This is a genomic window from Lysinibacillus composti (assembly GCF_016908465.1).
GTDB lineage: Bacteria > Bacillota > Bacilli > Bacillales_A > Planococcaceae > Ureibacillus > Ureibacillus composti_A.
Window position 1 is genome coordinate 18,397 of record NZ_JAFBDY010000032.1, and the last position, 17,853, is coordinate 36,249.

General features: G+C 36.9%; 13 protein-coding genes. 2 read left to right on the forward strand and 11 right to left on the reverse strand.

The window, feature by feature from the left end; genetic code table 11:
• Positions 1 to 19 precede the first annotated feature (19 nt).
• Positions 20 to 511, reverse strand: a complete 492-nt coding sequence (locus JOD29_RS18720; RefSeq protein WP_124766865.1) for a threonine/serine exporter family protein — start codon at positions 509 to 511, stop codon at positions 20 to 22.
• A gap of 12 nt (positions 512 to 523) precedes the next feature.
• A complete protein-coding gene (locus JOD29_RS18725) occupies positions 524 to 1,279 on the reverse strand; it encodes a threonine/serine exporter family protein (protein ID WP_192894267.1) in 756 nt (251 codons plus the stop codon).
• A 369-nt stretch (positions 1,280 to 1,648) separates the two neighbouring features.
• Here JOD29_RS18725 and JOD29_RS20515 point away from each other — a divergent pair, with 369 nt between their 5' ends.
• Positions 1,649 to 3,076, forward strand: coding sequence for a polysaccharide deacetylase family protein (locus JOD29_RS20515; protein WP_124766866.1), 1,428 nt, complete (start codon positions 1,649 to 1,651; stop codon positions 3,074 to 3,076).
• 144 nt (positions 3,077 to 3,220) lie between these two features.
• Here JOD29_RS20515 and JOD29_RS18735 read toward each other — a convergent pair whose 3' ends face one another.
• The 4 genes from JOD29_RS18735 to JOD29_RS18750 all read right to left on the reverse strand — a co-directional run bounded on the left by JOD29_RS18735 (position 3,221) and on the right by JOD29_RS18750 (position 9,551).
• On the reverse strand, positions 3,221 to 5,395 hold the full coding sequence (locus tag JOD29_RS18735; RefSeq protein WP_124766867.1) for a beta-propeller domain-containing protein: 2,175 nt from the start codon (positions 5,393 to 5,395) through the stop codon (positions 3,221 to 3,223).
• A gap of 281 nt (positions 5,396 to 5,676) precedes the next feature.
• Positions 5,677 to 6,867 carry an acyl-CoA dehydrogenase family protein gene (locus JOD29_RS18740; RefSeq protein ID WP_124766868.1) on the reverse strand — a complete coding sequence of 397 codons (1,191 nt, stop codon included), beginning with the start codon at positions 6,865 to 6,867 and terminating at the stop codon, positions 5,677 to 5,679.
• Between the two features lie 10 nt (positions 6,868 to 6,877).
• The gene (locus tag JOD29_RS18745) at positions 6,878 to 8,047 is read right to left on the reverse strand and encodes a saccharopine dehydrogenase family protein (RefSeq protein ID WP_124766869.1); all 1,170 of its coding nucleotides are present in this window, start codon (positions 8,045 to 8,047) and stop codon (positions 6,878 to 6,880) included.
• A gap of 22 nt (positions 8,048 to 8,069) precedes the next feature.
• Positions 8,070 to 9,551 (reverse strand): aldehyde dehydrogenase family protein, encoded by a 1,482-nt coding sequence (locus JOD29_RS18750; RefSeq protein WP_124766870.1) that lies wholly within the window; start codon positions 9,549 to 9,551, stop codon positions 8,070 to 8,072.
• A gap of 350 nt (positions 9,552 to 9,901) precedes the next feature.
• Between JOD29_RS18750 and JOD29_RS18755 the strand changes: the two genes are divergently transcribed.
• Complete coding sequence (locus tag JOD29_RS18755) at positions 9,902 to 10,699, forward strand: TIGR00266 family protein (protein ID WP_124766871.1); 798 nt, start codon at positions 9,902 to 9,904, stop codon at positions 10,697 to 10,699.
• Positions 10,700 to 10,770: 71 nt separating this feature from the next.
• Here JOD29_RS18755 and JOD29_RS18760 read toward each other — a convergent pair whose 3' ends face one another.
• From JOD29_RS18760 to JOD29_RS18780, 5 genes are all read right to left on the reverse strand, one after another.
• Positions 10,771 to 12,030, reverse strand: coding sequence for a methyl-accepting chemotaxis protein (locus tag JOD29_RS18760; RefSeq protein WP_338088337.1), 1,260 nt, complete (start codon positions 12,028 to 12,030; stop codon positions 10,771 to 10,773).
• Between the two features lie 239 nt (positions 12,031 to 12,269).
• Positions 12,270 to 13,097 (reverse strand): undecaprenyl-diphosphate phosphatase, encoded by an 828-nt coding sequence (locus tag JOD29_RS18765; RefSeq protein ID WP_124766872.1) that lies wholly within the window; start codon positions 13,095 to 13,097, stop codon positions 12,270 to 12,272.
• Positions 13,098 to 13,384: 287 nt separating this feature from the next.
• Positions 13,385 to 14,464 carry a metallophosphoesterase gene (locus JOD29_RS18770; RefSeq protein ID WP_239585811.1) on the reverse strand — a complete coding sequence of 360 codons (1,080 nt, stop codon included), beginning with the start codon at positions 14,462 to 14,464 and terminating at the stop codon, positions 13,385 to 13,387.
• Positions 14,465 to 14,575: 111 nt separating this feature from the next.
• Positions 14,576 to 16,804: a sensor histidine kinase gene (locus JOD29_RS18775; protein ID WP_124766873.1), complete on the reverse strand. Its 2,229-nt coding sequence runs from the start codon at positions 16,802 to 16,804 to the stop codon at positions 14,576 to 14,578.
• A 144-nt stretch (positions 16,805 to 16,948) separates the two neighbouring features.
• Entirely contained in the window at positions 16,949 to 17,641 is a 693-nt protein-coding gene (locus JOD29_RS18780; protein WP_124766874.1) for a response regulator transcription factor, read from the reverse strand.
• Positions 17,642 to 17,853: the final 212 nt, after the last annotated feature.

The window sequence follows — 17,853 nt, forward strand, 5'->3', positions numbered from 1 at the left end:
GAGTAGTCTGTTTTTACTTCTACTTAAATTTTTGAGTTCTTCTTTTTGCCCTTGCAAAAGATTGCATAGATGTTTTCCCTTTGTTAAAGGTTCTCATAATTAATTGCGTAATAACCTCTGCAAAAACAAGCCCCATTGCAATAGCCCCTGAAATCATGAAGGCGCGCATTCCATTTTGAATTCCTAATGTATAATCGAGCTCTACAATATTTCTCATTGTATTATAAGCAATACCACCTGGAACAAGCGGAATGATTCCCGATACATTAAAGATAATCATCGGCATTTTAAAACGACGAGCAAATATTTGTGCGACAATCGCTACAACGAATGCCCCTACAAAAGAAGCTTGAACTTCCTGTACTCCCATATGATTGATATAATAATAAACAATCCAACCAATCGCTCCTACAATCCCACAATAGGGGATAGCTTTCGTTGGAGCATTAAAAATAACACCAAAACAAGCTGTAAAAATAAAACTAAAGACTATTTGAAGAATATATTCCATTTGATAATCTCCTTAAAAAAGCCCTACGACTAGCGCAATACCTGAACCAATGGCAAACGCAGTTAAAAACGCTTCTGCCCCTTTTGCAATACCCGCTGTAAAGTGACCCGCCATTAAATCTCGAACTGCATTTGTAATTATTACCCCAGGAACCAGTGGCATTACGCTACCAACAATAATTTTATCTAGTTCGGTTCCTAATTCAAAGTGAACAGCTAAATAAGCAATGATTCCAACTACAAGGGAAGCAAAAAATTCTGAGAAAAACTTTACCTTTGTTGCTTCCTGAACCAACGTCACAGCCAAGTGACCTACACCACCCGCAACAAAAGCAACAGGCATATCTGACCACAGACCATTAAATAAAACCATGAAGCAACTACTAGCAATAGAGGCTGTCAAAATTTGGACATGAATTGGTAAAAAATAATTGGTTTTTTGGATTTTTAATAGCTCGTCATAAGCCTCATCTAGTGTTATTATTTTAAGTGTAAGCTTCCGAGAGATATTGTTAACTAATGAAATTTTATGTAAATCTGTAATTCGATGGGTAATGGAAGTGATTTTTGTAATTTGTCGTCTACCCAATGAAAGGATAATTCCTGTTGGTGTCACATAGCTTTGAGCGTCTTCAATATCTTGAGAACGCGCCATGCGAAGCATCGTATCCTCAACGCGATATGTTTCAGCACCGCTTTCCATCATAATTTGACCCGCCAATAAAAAGCAGTCAAGTGCCATTTCATAGTTTTGTTCTTTCATTGTCATAAGATTACAATCTCCTTTTCTCCTTGCCATATATTATCGAACAGAAATGTAAATCTCAATACATATATTTATAATTTTTTATATTTATCCTCTGAAGACTCTCATTACCTATTTAAATAGGAGTCTGTGTACAATTCTCGACTTACATTCAGTTGGAGCCATTCCTTAACTGAGGGAATTCATCAGTACATTTGGACACCACGTCAACTCCCGTTTCACTTCATCGCAGAGTAAGCATGACAAGGCTATCAGGCCCGAAACAAGCGATCTTCGCTTGATTTTTTTAAAAACAATTCTGATTCGACAAGGTATTATTAATCTTAGTTCCAATTAAAACATATATTTAAACTTAGAAAGGGGTTAATGTAAATGAAAAACAAACACAATCGAAAACGGGCTGGATGGTTAGAGGGACTACTAATCAGTACAATTGTCATGCTAACTGCTTTCATTGTGTTCTTTATCTTCTTCAACGGAGATTCAAAGTTTCAAAGAACAGCAGTAACATCTGCGAATGCTAGTGAAGGTTCAACACCAACAATAAATGAAACCAACTCAGTTAAATACCCAGGAGTTCGAATTTTATCAGAAGTAGTTAATGATGATTCATTAAGATACCATATTAATTACCCTCAAACTAAATTTGACGCGGTAAATAACAAAATCTTACAGTACATAACAACCTCAAAAGAAAATTACATTAACTCATTACGATTAAAAAATAACGTGGACGTGAAGGCAAAAGGAAATCTTCTCATCGACTATGATATATATGAATACAAAAATAAATATTATTCCATTGTATTTACCGAAAAAGTATCCTTGGATTCTATCGTCTATAATACGTCAACGGAAACATTCTTTATTAACAAAGAAACAGGCGAAATCATTGCGCCTATTAATCTATTAAATAAAAAAGTAGAAAACTTGAATCTACTTGCAAAGCATGTGCGTACTCAATTATCAGAAGACAAAAAATACAAACAATATATTTTCCAAAATGAATTGATTGCAGCAACAAGACCTTATTGGGACAATTTTAGCCGATTTGCTATAATCGGAGACTCGTTAGTATTTTATTACGATAAAGGTGAAATTGCAGCACGCAATGTAGGGAACCCTACTTTATCCATTCCATTATCTTATATTAATCCGATTTTAACGGATGAACTTAAATCAGGCACAACTAGTGAGATTAATATTTTAACACCTAAAAAACCAGTTAAATCTTCTAATGGAAAAAAGGTAGCCTTAACTTTCGATGACGGACCACATCCAAGTGTCACGAAACAAATTTTAAAAACGTTAGCTAAATATGATGCAAAGGCAACATTCTTTATGGTCGGTTCAAATGTTTCTAATTATCCAACAATAGCAAAAGAAGTCTACAATAGTGGACACGAAATTGGAAACCATACATGGAATCATGCAAATTTGACTCGCCTATCATCAAAACAGATTGCATCACAATTAGACCGTACAAATAACGCCATTTTTAATGCAATAGGTGAATACCCAACGGTTTTCCGTCCTCCTTATGGCGCGAAAAATAACCAGGTTGTAAAAGCATCGGCTGTTCCTGTCGTCATGTGGACAATTGATACATTAGACTGGAAATATCGTAACTCTAATAAGTTACTACCTATGGTGAAAAGTAACATGCATAATAATGCTATTATTCTTATGCATGATATTCACCAAACTACAGCTAGTGGGCTCGATAGTGTCCTTAATTACTTGGATCAATCAGGATACGAGTTTGTAACAGTAAGTGAAATTTTAGAGGCGCGCAAATAATTGCAGAACAAGACTGATAGCTTTGCTTTTTAGCAATTGACCGTAGTTTCATTGGTGATGCTTAATATTTTCTTGTTAGTATTTAGCAATGTTACATGACAAAAACGCTACTTCCTTTAGTTGTTTGGAAGTAGCGTTTTTTTGCTATTTTATTTGCAGTGTTCCTAATTGTTTAAACGATTGTAAGTCATAACTTTTTACTTCTTTCTTTGAGACTGTATATAAAACGTTTTCAATATAAATCAAACGGTTTATACTAGATTCCCAATCTTCGTACTGCTCTCCTTCTCTTGAAGGTACAACTAAATCCCCTTTAACTTGAATGCCATGTTCGTCTGTTATTTCATACACTTGCGCCCCAGATCCTTTGTAGACGATATCATGTTCCCCTTTTCCTTCATAAATTGAGACAGGGAAGCCGAAGTATTGATATTGGCTATTTCTGAACAACGCTTTATGATTGTACTGAACTTCTGAATATGTTCCTCTCCCACCGATGACAACCATATCCTGCTCCTTAGGATTGTGGAAATCTGTTACATCAAATAAAGAGATTTTCATCCCCTTTGTTATCACAAATGGCTCTTTTGTAAATTCATCCACCCTTACTTCTGTATCGTAACCAATCCCAACTAAATGATTCTCATCTAATGGATGTAAATAGTTACTAAAGCCAGGTATTTTTAGTTCCCCTAATACTTTTGGTTGGCTTGCGTTGGATGCATCAATAACAAAGAGCGGATCTGTTTCTTTGAACGTGACAATATAGACTTTATCGCCCATAAACCGTGCTGAATAAATTCTCTCACCCTTCGCTAAGTCCGTTAGCTCTCCTACTTTTTCAAGGTTTTCATCTAAAATAAATAAGTGGTTTTTAGAGTTTGCCTCACGTCCCCATGCGTACCCATCGGTTGTAGCAATACGGAAATGCCCATTATGTTCGTCCATTGAAAATTGATTTAGGATCGTGCCTGAAACAGACGATGTTGCTGCCAGTTTGATTTCCGTCCCGCTTATAGCAAATTTAAAAATATCTGTATTTGTTGAAGTTGGCGCAATGATCATGTCCCTTGCTATAGATGTTGTTACCTCCGAAGAACTTGAAGGTTCTAATTCAAGGGTCTTGGGCATTTCAAATTTAAAGGCTGTTAAATATAGGGCATTTTCAGACATATAGAGGGTAGAACTACCGCCTAAATAACCCTTAGTTTCTATTTTTTTATCTTTTAAGTTTTTTAAATCAATGGCAGAGATGATTGTATAATTAGGTTCCATTGTTCCTGGTAGGATGGTTAATTGCCCGATATCCATCGGTTCAACCTCTTCACCTTTAGCGCTATCATATTGATAAGGTTTTAGCTCAACACTTTCTTTTTCGGTCATAATCCAATAGTCTGGTGTTTTGTTTGTCACCATATAAAGAACGTCTTCATATTTTCGAATACCGTTCATATATCCATCTTGACCCATTTCCCGTATCATTTTTGGATTAGCCGGGTCCTTAATATTGTAAAATGCAGCTCTTGTCATATTCGTTCCACCGATGTAGCGAGCAGATTTACTCGATTTCATCTCGATGTATTGATCGTAAATAATGATTAACATGTCTTGATGAATCATGAGTTGTATTGGAGTACTGTTTTGATTTAAAGAAATTGAGTTTACTTGTTTCATTTTCTGTGGATTCTTAGCGTCCATTATCATAATACTTTGGTCCACAATGGAGTAAATATATCTTCCGTCTGTGACAACAATATCCCCTTCTTCAATTCCTTCAACTTGGTTGTTCGTTGTAGAGTGAGATGCGCCTGACTCTACACGATCTGCTGTAGAAGCTTCACTTGTTACAGTGGCGCTTTCCTCCTTAATATCGCCTCTATTATTTACATTCCTTCGCTCGTTGTTAAGAATATTTTGAAAGTAGTCTTGCAAATCTTGCTCTGTTGATAGTTGTTCAATCTGATCAATCACCTTATATTCAACTTTTTGGGAAGTTGATGAGGATTTTTGAAAAGCTTCACCATCTATGTGAAGGATGTAATCCCCAGGCGTTTCATGAAGAATCGATAAAGACGTTTTGTTTTGCTGTAACGTGATCACAGCTTTGCTTTCTTTTCCATTTGCATGTTTAATATTTACCTTTCCTTTTTCAATACTCTTCTCATCCAATGGCTTCGAAAAATGAACATAGTATGGTTGGTTAACAAAAACCGTTGAAGCCGCCGCTACATTCACCTTTTTATTAACAAACAGAAGAGTACTAGCAGCAACTAATAAAATAATAAGGATCAGCCCCGAAACATAAAGCCTACCTTTCATCAATATTCACTCCTTTTTTCATCTCTTTATGGCATTAGACTTCGGAATAGGAATTTTGTTACAGGGGTTTCCAAATAATTTTGGTTATTTAGATTTATGTTCAAGCTTAAGGAATTTATGTGCGGGTTTGGAGTCTATACGTGTGACTTTCTCCTTAACATACGAACGAACTCAAAACCTTTAAGTGTGGCCCCAGGAGTTTATGTACATTTCCAAAGCAAATTTTAAACATTGAAAAACGTGAAGAAAACCATTACTGATTTCTTCACGCAGTCTAATTTTTATTCAAAAGGCCATTTTGGTAGCATTTTTGATAAGGGCTTATCGGAGCGGCGCCCAAGTACATAATCCGCTTGCATGATTGTATGAATTTCTCGTGTACCCTCATAAATAACAGGGGCTTTTGAATTTCTTAGGAACCTTGCGACAGGGTATTCATCCGAATAGCCATACGCCCCGTGGATTTGCACTGCATCGTCTGCAGCTTTGTTTGCAAAATCACAGGCTTGCCATTTAGCTAGTGATGTTTCGCGTGTATTGCGAACCCCTTTATTCTTCAATTCGCCCACGCGGTAAACTAGCAACCTACTCATTTGATATCCCGCTTCCATATTAGCGATCATTTGTCCGACAAGTTGATGTTCACCTATTGGTTTTCCAAAGGTTTTTCTCTCCTTGCAATATTTCACACTCGCTTCTATACAAGCACTAATTAACCCAACAGCCCCTGCTGCAACTGTAAATCGTCCATTATCGAGAGCAGACATGGCAATTTTAAACCCTTCCCCTTCTTCACCTAGACGATTCTCTACTGGAATTCGTACATCTTCAAAAAACAATTCACCCGTATTGCCAGCCCGAATCCCATACTTCCCTTTTATCGCCTTGGATGAAAAGCCAGGCATTGTTCTTTCAACGATAAAAGCAGTGATACCTTGATGTTTTTTGGATTTATCCGTATAGGCAAATACAATAAAATGATCGGCTACATCACATAACGAAATCCAGGTTTTTTGTCCGTTCAGCACATAAACGTCCCCATCTTTCACGGCATGTGATGACATACTCGCAACATCTGAACCTGCACCTGGCTCTGTTAAGCCAAATGCTCCTATTTTTTCACCTTTTGCTTGTGGAACTAAGTACTTTCTTTTTTGTTCCTCAGTTCCCCATTGCATCAGTGTCATAGAATTTAGACCTGTATGAACAGATACTGCCGTTCGAAACGCGGTATCACCACGTTCCAGTTCCTCGCACACAATGGCTAAGGAATTATAGTCCATCCCAGAGCCGTCATATTTTTCTGGTACACAAACTCCCATTAACCCTAAGTTGGCAAGCTTCTTCCAAATAGCCTGATCGAAGCCACCCTCAGCGTCCCACTTAGCAATATGAGGAATTATTTCCGCATCTACAAATTGACGAACTGTTTTTCTTAACAGTACTTGCTCTTCAGTAAAATCAAAATTCATAAGCGCCACCCTACCATTTCACAATTGTAGAACGATGTGATGTTTCCTTAATAATAACGCCGCGCTTTGCCATTTCTTCAATATATCGATCCCCTGGCACTACTGTTTCAGGAGGCAATACGCCGCGCTTTGTAATATGACCATTTCCAATCATTTGAGCAACCGCTGAAATTGTACATGCTGTAGCACGAGCCATCGCTGTCATATGTGATGCTTCATCTCTTCTTACGACCATTTCATATTCATATGACACAACTTCTTCTGATTTTTGACCCGCTACAATGACGCGAAGTAATACAGCATCTTGCTCGTCACCTAATGCGAGCTTTTTCTTTAGCACTTCACGGACTACATTACGTACTTTTACCGTAGAGCCATCTACGTCTACTACATTTTGTTTATCGAATAGCCCTAAGTCTGCAAGTAATTGGAATTTTTCCGCATGACCTTTATATCGAATCGTTTTATATTCTAGTGTTTTTACATTCGGGAATGTTTTTGGAAGCGTTGAAGTGCCTCCTGATGTGTAAAATGCTTCAAGCATCCCAAACTCACTAAAATATATTGATTCTATTCCTGAGAGCGAAGGAACCTCTTTCAATTCACCTTGCTGAATAACCTTAGACGGCTCTGTATAGTGGTCCATGACACCTTCAAGAGAAAAGACAGCAGAATAGTTAAGAGGTGGAACTGGCTTCGTCGGAATTCCACCAACATAAAGTTTAATCGATTCTACCTTATCTAATTTAGAGGCGCCGTAACCAGTTAGAATATTGATCATCCCAGGTGCTACCCCTAAATCGGGTATGAGAGTTAGTCCTTTCGAGTTGGCTTCATCACTTAAAGCTAACACTTTGTCTGTCACTTCCCCAATATGACCACCTAAATCAACGGAATGAACACCTATTTCCAATGCTGTTCTAGCTACTTTTTCATTAAAGCTATAGAACAGTGCATTGATGGAGACTTCCCCTTTAGACATCACTGTGCGTAGGTTTTGATCATCTTCTGCGTTTAGTTCTACGGCTTCAATTTTGTCTGTATTCAGTGTGTCGACAAAGTCTTTCGTTGCTTTAATATTTAAGTCTGCTAAGAACACTTTTTCTACATTTTCACTTGCAAGTAAGTCACGAGCAATTTCTCTTCCCATTAACCCTGCACCTAATACAACTACTTTCATCCCAACATCCCCTTTTCGTTGTTTAGTTTTCAGTATCAATCTGTGCCCTTTGTAACTTTCCGCTGTAATCTACATAAATACTTTTCCATTCTGTATAAACATCTAATGCTGCTTGCCCTGAATCTCTATGGCCGTTCCCTGTTCCTTTTGTCCCCCCGAAAGGCAAATGAATCTCTGCACCCGTCGTCCCGGCATTAACATACACAATCCCCGTGTCTAAATCTCTTTGCGCTTTAAATATTTTATTAACATCCTGAGAAAAGATAGAACTTGACAGCCCAAATTTCACACTGTTATTTACTTCAATTGCCTCTTCTAAACTCTCAACCTCAATAATACTAATTACTGGGCCAAAAATTTCTTCTTGTGCAATGGTCATGGTTGGTTTGACTTCTGTAAAAATAGTAGGCTCATAATAATAACCTTGCTCAAATTGTGATGAAGATAAAATATTACCACCTGTTAAAAGTTTGGCACCTTCTTCTTTCCCGATTTGCACGTAAGAATGGATTTTTTCTAAAGCCGCTTGATTAATGACCGGTCCTACTTTAACAGACGGATCTAGACCATCACCAATTGTCAGCTGTTTTGCAGATGAAACAAGCCTTTCTTCTAGTTCCTTTCTCACTTCCTTATGAACGATGACACGGCTACAAGCAGTACAACGTTGGCCAGCAGTACCAAATGCACTCCAAAGAATCCCCTCGGCAGCCAGCTGGAGATCCGCGTCATCCATCACGATGACAGCATTTTTCCCACCCATTTCAAGTGATACCTTTTTAAGATTTCTCCCTCCGAGTTCTGCAACTTTACTTCCTGTTTCAGTTGAACCCGTAAAGGAAATGACCTTAACATCAGGGTGTTCGATCATTGCAGTTCCGACGGTTGACCCAGCACCAAAGACGACATTTGCTACCCCCTTCGGTAATCCCACTTCATTAAATATTTTTGCCATTTCATATGCCATCATAGGAGTTTCAATGGAAGGTTTCCATACGACTGTATTTCCTGAGACAATTGCCGGGAATGACTTCCACGTTGCAATAGCAATTGGGAAATTCCAAGGTGTAATTAGACCAACAACCCCAATTGGTGCTCTTACACTCATGGCAAATTTATCTGCAAGTTCTGAAGGTGTTGTTTCTCCGAATAACCTTCTCCCCTCACCAGCCATATAGAAGGCCATATCAATCCCTTCTTGTACTTCCCCACGAGCTTCCTCAATGACTTTTCCCATTTCTTTTGTTAAAATGCGAGCCAAATGTTCCTTTTTCTCTTTTAGCTTGTACCCGATTTCATATAAGAAGTCCGCTCTTTTTGGTGCAGGTACACGTGCCCAAAGTTTTTGAGCTTCTTTCGCTGCGGCTACTGCCTGAGCCACTTGCCTTTCTGATGACAGTGGTACAAATGCTAAATGCTGTCCATTTGCAGGATTGATTACTGGAATTGTTTGAAGTTCATCGTTGTCTACCCATTCACCATTTATATAATTAGTTAACTTCATAACATCCTCCTTTTATTCTCGTAATCTCAATATACGGTTAATATATTCGGTTTTTTCTACTTAAAAACCTGAATAATCTATTATATTAATAGTTAGTAGAGATTATTTATCCCCCTTCAAAGATTTGTTAGGTTCTACAGAAAGAAGTTTGGGAAATGAGAGACTATTTATTGCATCCCTAAATTAGTAAACCTACTAAAACTACACGAGCGCAACGTCCATGTGCCTAACAACTACAGGGAAATAGCCTTTTTATAATTGAAATTTGATTGGATGTGAAACATTTTCATTATGTTATCCGTATCCATAAGTGATATAAATTAATTAACAAAACTCCTGGAGGTAGGAAAATGAATAATCACGAAATTGATTACAAGCTTTATGGGGATGATATGCAATTTGTTGAAGTAGAACTTGATCCAAATGAAACCGTGGTTGCAGAAGCGGGAAGTTTAATGATGATGGATGATTCCATCAAAATGGAAACTATCTTTGGTGATGGTTCTAAAGGTCATGGTGGTGGCCTAATGGGTAAATTAATGGGTGCTGGAAAACGTTTAATTACTGGTGAAAGTTTATTCATGACTACTTTCACGAACGTCGGAAGTGGTAAACGCAAGGTTTATTTTGCCTCTCCTTACCCTGGGAAAATTATTCCTATGGATTTAAGTGAACATCATGGAAAAATCATTTGTCAAAAAGATGCATTTTTAGCTGCAGCCAAAGGTGTTGAGGTTGGTGTAGAATTCCAACGTAAACTTGGTGCTGGTTTCTTCGGTGGGGAAGGATTTATTATGCAAAAACTTGAAGGAGATGGCATGGCCTTTATTCACGCTGGTGGAGCAATTCATCAAAAAGAATTACAGCCAGGAGAAAAGTTACGTGTAGATACTGGTTGTCTTGTTGCAATGACTTCTACTGTGGATTATGACATTGAAGCAGTTGGCGGTATTAAAACCGCATTATTTGGTGGAGAAGGAATTTTCTTTGCGACATTAAGTGGCCCAGGTACTGTTTGGATTCAATCCTTACCATTTAGCCGTTTAGCAAGCCGTGTATTCGCAGCTGCGCCAGTTACACAAGGTGGTGGCGGAAAAAACACTGGTGAAGGCGGAATTGGCGGCCTATTCAATTTATTTAATGACTAACATATGCAAAAAGGGTCTTGAACATTATAGTTCAAAGACCCTTTGTTTTTTATCAAGACCTATTATTCCTCTTAAAAACTCACAATCGCTTCATCTAATTTTGATGCAGCTGTTTCTAGTTTGTCTGAGGATTCTCCTATTTTTTCAACGATGGTTGTAAGCTCTTCTACTTGAGATCCTACGTTTTCAAAGTCAGAAATGGTTGCATCAACTGTAGAGGAAATCTGTTCAAATGATTCTAGGGATTTTTCATTTTGTTTCATTCCGTTTTGAACAAGCGTTTGTATGTGATGAATTGATTCGATTACTTGGGATGTGACTGAACTCGACATTGTAATTAATGTAGCAATTTGTTCAACGGATTGTTTTGTTTGATCTGCTAATTTACGTACTTCATCTGCAACAACAGCGAATCCTTTACCGTGTTCACCGGCACGTGCAGCTTCGATTGCAGAGTTTAATGCTAATAAATTAGTTTGACCTGCTATGTCTTTAACAATTTCAACAACGGCCTGAATTTCAGACGAAGATTGATCTAACGCTTGTACCATTTTCGTCATTTCAACTGTCTTGCTATTGATTTCTCTTGTTTGTTCACTAAGGAGGTTTAATTGCTCATATCCTTTTCCTGAGGCTTCCTTTGTCCCTTGTGCCCCTTCTATACTATTTTGAAGTAGTTCATTTACATACTTTGTACTAGAAATAAGCTCTGCGACGGCTTCATTCGTTTGTTGTGATTGTTCCTCTAAATCCTTTGAAATACGGCCAACGACAGCTTGAATATCAGTTTTTACAATTTGCCTTTGTTCTTCTAATAGAAGATATGCTTCTTTTTCATACTCTTCTAACACGATTTGTTGTTCAAAATTGCAGACTTTACTAACCGCATTTAGAACTTTTGCAGTTTCAACAGGTGATAATTGCAAATTACAAACAATATTTCGAACTTCACTAGCCAACCTTTCAAATCCTGCTAAATACCATTTTGTTGTTAAGCCAATATGTAAATGCACTTTTGAAACCCTTCTTCGATTGTCTAAATAAGTCTGGTCAATTCTACCATCAAACATTTTCATTAAATGCTGTTTTAATGTTTTACCGAGTTTTTCCGTAGAACTGTGTTTCTCTATCATTTCTTTAAACTGAGGTATATTGGCAATCGTTTCGTAAAATGCACCGACTATTATATCAGTATATGGCTCTAAATAAGGTTTAACTGAACGAACCACCTGTAAGTCTTCATTTGTCAACCCAATCATTTTTAACTGTATTAAACGCTCAGTATCATCAATATAAATCCCAACATCAGGAAAAACCTTATCTAAAACCACTTCCTGTGTTCTTTTTCTGTTAAAAGAGAACAATTAAACCACCCCAAAGGCATCAGTATTTTTAAATCAACTCGAAATACGTATAATATTTATGCTAAATGTACTATTACTATAATCCCAATATAAGAGAATCACTCTATTTATTCAAGGTATATTTATTATAGTAGTAAATGTTTTACAAACTTAAAATAAAATTAACAAAAGGTTGTGGAAATACTTTTTCCACAACCTTTAAAATTCTATAAATATACAATTACAATTAATATAGCTGCCAAAATAAGTCGGTAAATAGCAAACGGAACAAGTTTGACACGTGAAATCAATTTTAAGAAGAATTTAATCGAGATTAGTGCAAAGACGAATGCACTGATAAATCCAACCGCATAGAACGCGAAGTGATCAGGATTAATATGCTCCCAGTTTTTCAATAGTGAAATTCCACTCGCCCCTGCCATAATCGGCACTGCCATAATGAATGTGAAATCTGAAGCCGTTTTATGGTCTAACCCTAAAATAACCCCACCTGAAATCGTTGCTCCAGAGCGAGAGAATCCAGGCCATAAAGATAAACATTGAATTAATCCAATCTTAAAGGCCTTCCCGTATGATAATTCATCTAAAGATGTAATAGCCGGTCTTTTGGGTGCAAATTTATCTGCAATAATCATCCAAATAGCCCCAACAATTAAACCAATAATTACTGTTGAAATAAAGAATAAATTTTCATCGATAAAATCTTCAAATAAAACGCCAAAAATACCTGCCGGGAGAATCCCTACAAAAACATGTCCTAAATTAAATTTCTTTGAAGCTGTTTGTCCTTTAATTTTATAAAGACCAACGAGACTTAAAATACGCTTCCACATCACAACGACAACTGCTAAGATTGAACCTAACTGTACGACGATTTTAAATGTATTTGCCGAATATTGACCTAAGAATTCTGTTGTTTTTAACCATAAATCATCGACGATAATCATATGTCCAGTCGATGAAACTGGTGCAAACTCTGTCACCCCTTCTACAAAACCAAGGATGATTGCTTTGATTAAATCAAAAAAGTCCATAAAAATCTCCTTATCATTTTTTTCATAATCAATTCAATTACGCCTTTGCGTAATTGCGTCCGGATTTTGAATTGTGCTTGTGCCAACAGGTTGTTGGTCAGTTAGCCGTTTGTCCACTGATGCGACGTTCTTAGGCTAACATCCTATAACTCCTAAACAAAATCCGTGACATCTGCCGATTGCTTTATCTTCATTCAGTAAGGGTGATGTCCCCTACTGAATAAAGATAAAAAATAAATGTAACATGATACCTAAGTTAATGTCTATGTCTATAGAATGGTAGTCTATCATTCCTTTGTAAATGTTACATCAATCACCCATAACTCCGAACGACTGCCAATACGAGTAGGCGGTCCCCAGAATCCAAAGCCCGACGAAACAAGTGCATGCATTCTCTCTTTTAGCATATGTCCATAATCAAGTTCAAATATCATATTGGTAATTAGATTATTAGGCCACAGTTGACCATAGTGTGTATGACCTGATAGATGAAGGTCTACACCTGCATTAGAGGGTGACTCCAAGTCATTTGGTGTATGGTTCATAACAAACCATGGATATTCTCCATTTTCAGGCTTTAAATCGGCAATTTTCATTCGATTTTCATTCACGGAATCTTCTTGCCCTGTTAAATAAAAACGATTTCCTACAAGAATTGTTTCGTCCATTAAAATTTTAACATTAGCATTCTTCATTTCTTCCACTAATAACGGGATTTTCCCTCCATAATATTCGTGGTTACCTAATACACCATAAACACCATATGTCGCCTTTAGCTGCTTCATTACATCATCCATACCTTCATCTACAAACCAAATTGGATCGTCATCCACTAAATCACCCACAAGTAGCACAACATCTGGATGCGCTTCATTGGACAAATCCACAAATTTTTGTAAATGTTCTTTGTCAGACAAAATTCCTAGGTGAAAATCAGAAGCAACTACAAGTCGGAGTGGTTCTCCTTTTTTATCGATTGTGATCTCTAAATTACGAACCACAGGTGAATATGCATTGTATGTACCAAAAGCAAACAACACAATTAGTAAGGAAAATACAATTGTACCCACAATTTTAGTCCTTTTTATACGAGTTAATAATATAAAGAGATTAACTAACACACATAAAATGAGACCATATTCAAACAGGAACATCCAGTAGCTACCGATTACTGAAAAGACATGTAAAGAATCGAACCATTCTCCAAATAAAACACTAAAAGCTACAAAGTAAATAATGCTCCAATAAATAATCGGCCATCGATAAAGATTAAGCGATTGAAGCCATTTTTTTAGATTCCAACCTAAATATGTAGTAAGTGCACCATAAATGATGACCATTAAAGCGATCTGGAGTATTTCCTTCAAGGGTCCCCTCCTATCTACTTACCTCTCAAAAGTATAACACGCAGAAAAGGATTGTTCATTTCAAAAAAAATGTAAAGGCAACACAAAAGTCTGTGTTGCCTCTGTACAGTATTAATAATCTAGTTGAACTGAAACGATCACTTTAAATAAATCACCATCCACATCAATTTTCAACCTTCCACCATGTAAGTCTACTATTGATTGTGCGATAGCTAACCCTAGCCCTGATCCATCTGTATGACGAGAGGCATCAGCTCGTTTAAAGCGTTCTGTTAGCTCTTCAACATTTTCTCCTAATTCATAGTTCGCAATATTTTTTACAATAAATTCTGCTTCATTGCCTTTTCTATTTAAGGTTACATAGACACGACTACCATCTAAGGAGTACTTCATTGCATTTAACACTATGTTATCAATGACTCTCCACCATTTTTGTCCATCCACATAGGCATATAGCGGCTCATCTGGCATTGTGATACGAAGCTCTAAGTTTGCATTACGAAAGGCCTCTTCATGCTCTCCAATTGCCTGCTGCAAGAGCTGTGTTAAGTCCACTCTTTGTTTCGTTAATTCAATATTTCCACTTGCCATTTTTGATACCTCAAACAAGTCCTCTATTAACGTTTTTAGGCGGGCAGATTTTTTATCTAATACTTCAATATAATGTTTACGTTCTTCTTCAGTAATGTTTGGGTTTTTTAACAAATCTGTATACGTGATAATGGATGTTAACGGTGTACGCAAATCGTGGCTTACATTCGTAATCAGCTCCGTTTTTAAGCGCTCACTTTTTGCTTGCTCCGTCATCGACTTCTTTACACCTTCACGTAATTGATTCAAATTGGTTGCATGATTTGCTAATGGACCTTTCCCTTTCACCCTAATATCTGCTGTTAAACGACCATCAGCCATTTCCTGCGTTTGTCTCATAATACGGTTTAGGTAGCCCATACGACGAAGGAAGATGATTGATGCGGGTAATCCGATAAAGAATAACAAAATAGTATAAATTATTGCTAATTCATTACTCATGAAAGCACCAACTAAACCAATTCCTGCAAGGAAAGCGACCATTAATATCGCGACTGATTGTGTGCCAATTTTGCGATTTAAAAATAAATCTTGCATGCCATCTGCTAAACGATATAGCATTGCACCCTTAATTTCCTTTTTTACATGCTCTGAATTATATGAATCCCATAATTGCAGCGTTTCGAAAGTCCAAACTGCTCCGAAAATCGTTCCACTAATCATGATCATCATTAATACAAAATAAGTTAATAACTCAAATACGTACGGAAATACATTATATATTCCAAAATAGTAAACATTTGAAATCATATTACCCAATATATCTAGTAACAAAAAGCTACTAAGTAGCATGATGATTACAGTTAAAATTCGAACATCGATCGGTAATTTTAGAAAGCTTTCTTTCAATTTATTTGAAGTTGTAAATTCTTGAAAAGATGGTTTCGCCACTGTGAATAACAAAACAGCTGCTAAAATTCCAGTTGCCCAAATGATATAGAAAACCATTTTCGAAAATTTAAATGTTTGGTAATCATCTTTGAAATTCGTGGCACTCAGCATTGACTTTGGTATACTGATTACCCCTTCAAACTGTGATACCTCTCCATCATAACGAAACGATTCATATAAATTAAAATCATCCCCTTCAACCAAATCATAAGGTTCAATATAAGTGGTACTATCCACCGTTAAATAAGATTGTTGGTTACCATAGGTTTCTTTAAAAAGACCAGAAGTTATTTGTTCACCAGATTCAAATACTTTGCCTGTCTCTATATTTGTAAAGTTATAAGAAAAGTAACTAAATTCATTTAAAAAATCTTTACGGTTTCTTTCTTGTTGCGCTGCATATTTTTCAATTAACAATTCTTTTTGCTTACGAATTTTTTCTTCAACATGATCATCATTACTAAAGTTTTCATTGATGTCCGCAATTTTTGCATCTCGTTCCTTTACTAGTAACGTTTCAAGCTCTTTGTCGTTGTCTAGTTTAGCTTGGTCAATTCGATCACTATATTGTGCGCGAATATTCTCTACTTGATCAGCTAACGTTCCATAGTAATTGCGATGCTCTTCAATTTCTGTTTGCGTTACAGTAATATTTTCTTTAGCTTTTTCTGCATTGAAAGGTTCTAAAACGTAATGGCCAAGTTGTTCAATAAAAGTTTCTTTTGTTGAAAGAAAACTATCTGATTTAAAATACGATTTTCCAATATAGCTATGACCATGATTGATTAACAATGTAATGGCAAAGACAACCCAAGTTATAAGAAAAAGTGTGAGGAGTAATTTACCCTTAATTTTCATCTCAATGTTCCTCCTCAAAATAATTTGGCTAACAATCGAAGTGTATCTTCATGTTCACTAAAAAAGCGCCAAGTAGTAATCCCAATACAAATGGTTCCTATTACGGAAGCGATGATACATAGGAATGTTACCAACTGTTCGAGCTTACTTCTCAATTTTATATCCAATTCCCCACACAACCTTTAAGTATCGAGGATTTTTCGGATCTGCCTCGATTTTTTCACGAATTTTACGAATATGAACGGCTACAACATTTTCTGCGTTATAAGCCTCCTCATTCCAAACAAGCTCATAAATCTCACGGATGGAAAAGACGCGTCCTACGTTTTTCAATAACAATTCAGTAATCTTGTACTCAATCGGCGTGAGCTTAACAACGTCACCGTCAAGTCGCACTTCCTTAGCATCCATATCAAGTGATAGTCCATCTACTTCTACCTTTGAAGTTTGCCCTTGATAAGTTCCTAGCTGAACATAACGTCTAAGCTGCGACTTTACCCTTGCTAGTAGCTCAAGTGGATGAAAAGGTTTTGAAATATAGTCGTCCGCACCAACAGATAAGCCATGAATTTTATCGGTGTCCTCGGCTTTTGCACTCAACATAATAATTGGAATATTTCTCTCCGCCCTAATCTTAAATGTTGCTGTAATCCCATCCATGTTTGGCATCATAATGTCTAAAATTATTAAATGAACTTCATTCTTTTCTAATAATTCCAGCGCTTCCACACCATCTGCAGCTTTTAACACCTTGTACCCTTCATTTTTTAAATAAATCTCTATCCCATCACGAATGTCTTGGTCATCATCTGTGACGAGCACTGTTAATGTTTCCACTGCTCCCACCTCACTGCTTTTTCTTATAAGTTTATAATAAATGTAGAATCTTAATATCGACTTATCATAATTCTGAAGAAATTCTTAAGAAATAATAAAAGCGGAGGCGGCTCGTTTAGGCTCGACACGCACTGGAGACTCCGAGAAGAAGGCGCTTTTTGCCTTCGCAGGAGGAGTCGAAGTGACGCGAGAGCCTAGCCGCCATAGCTAGA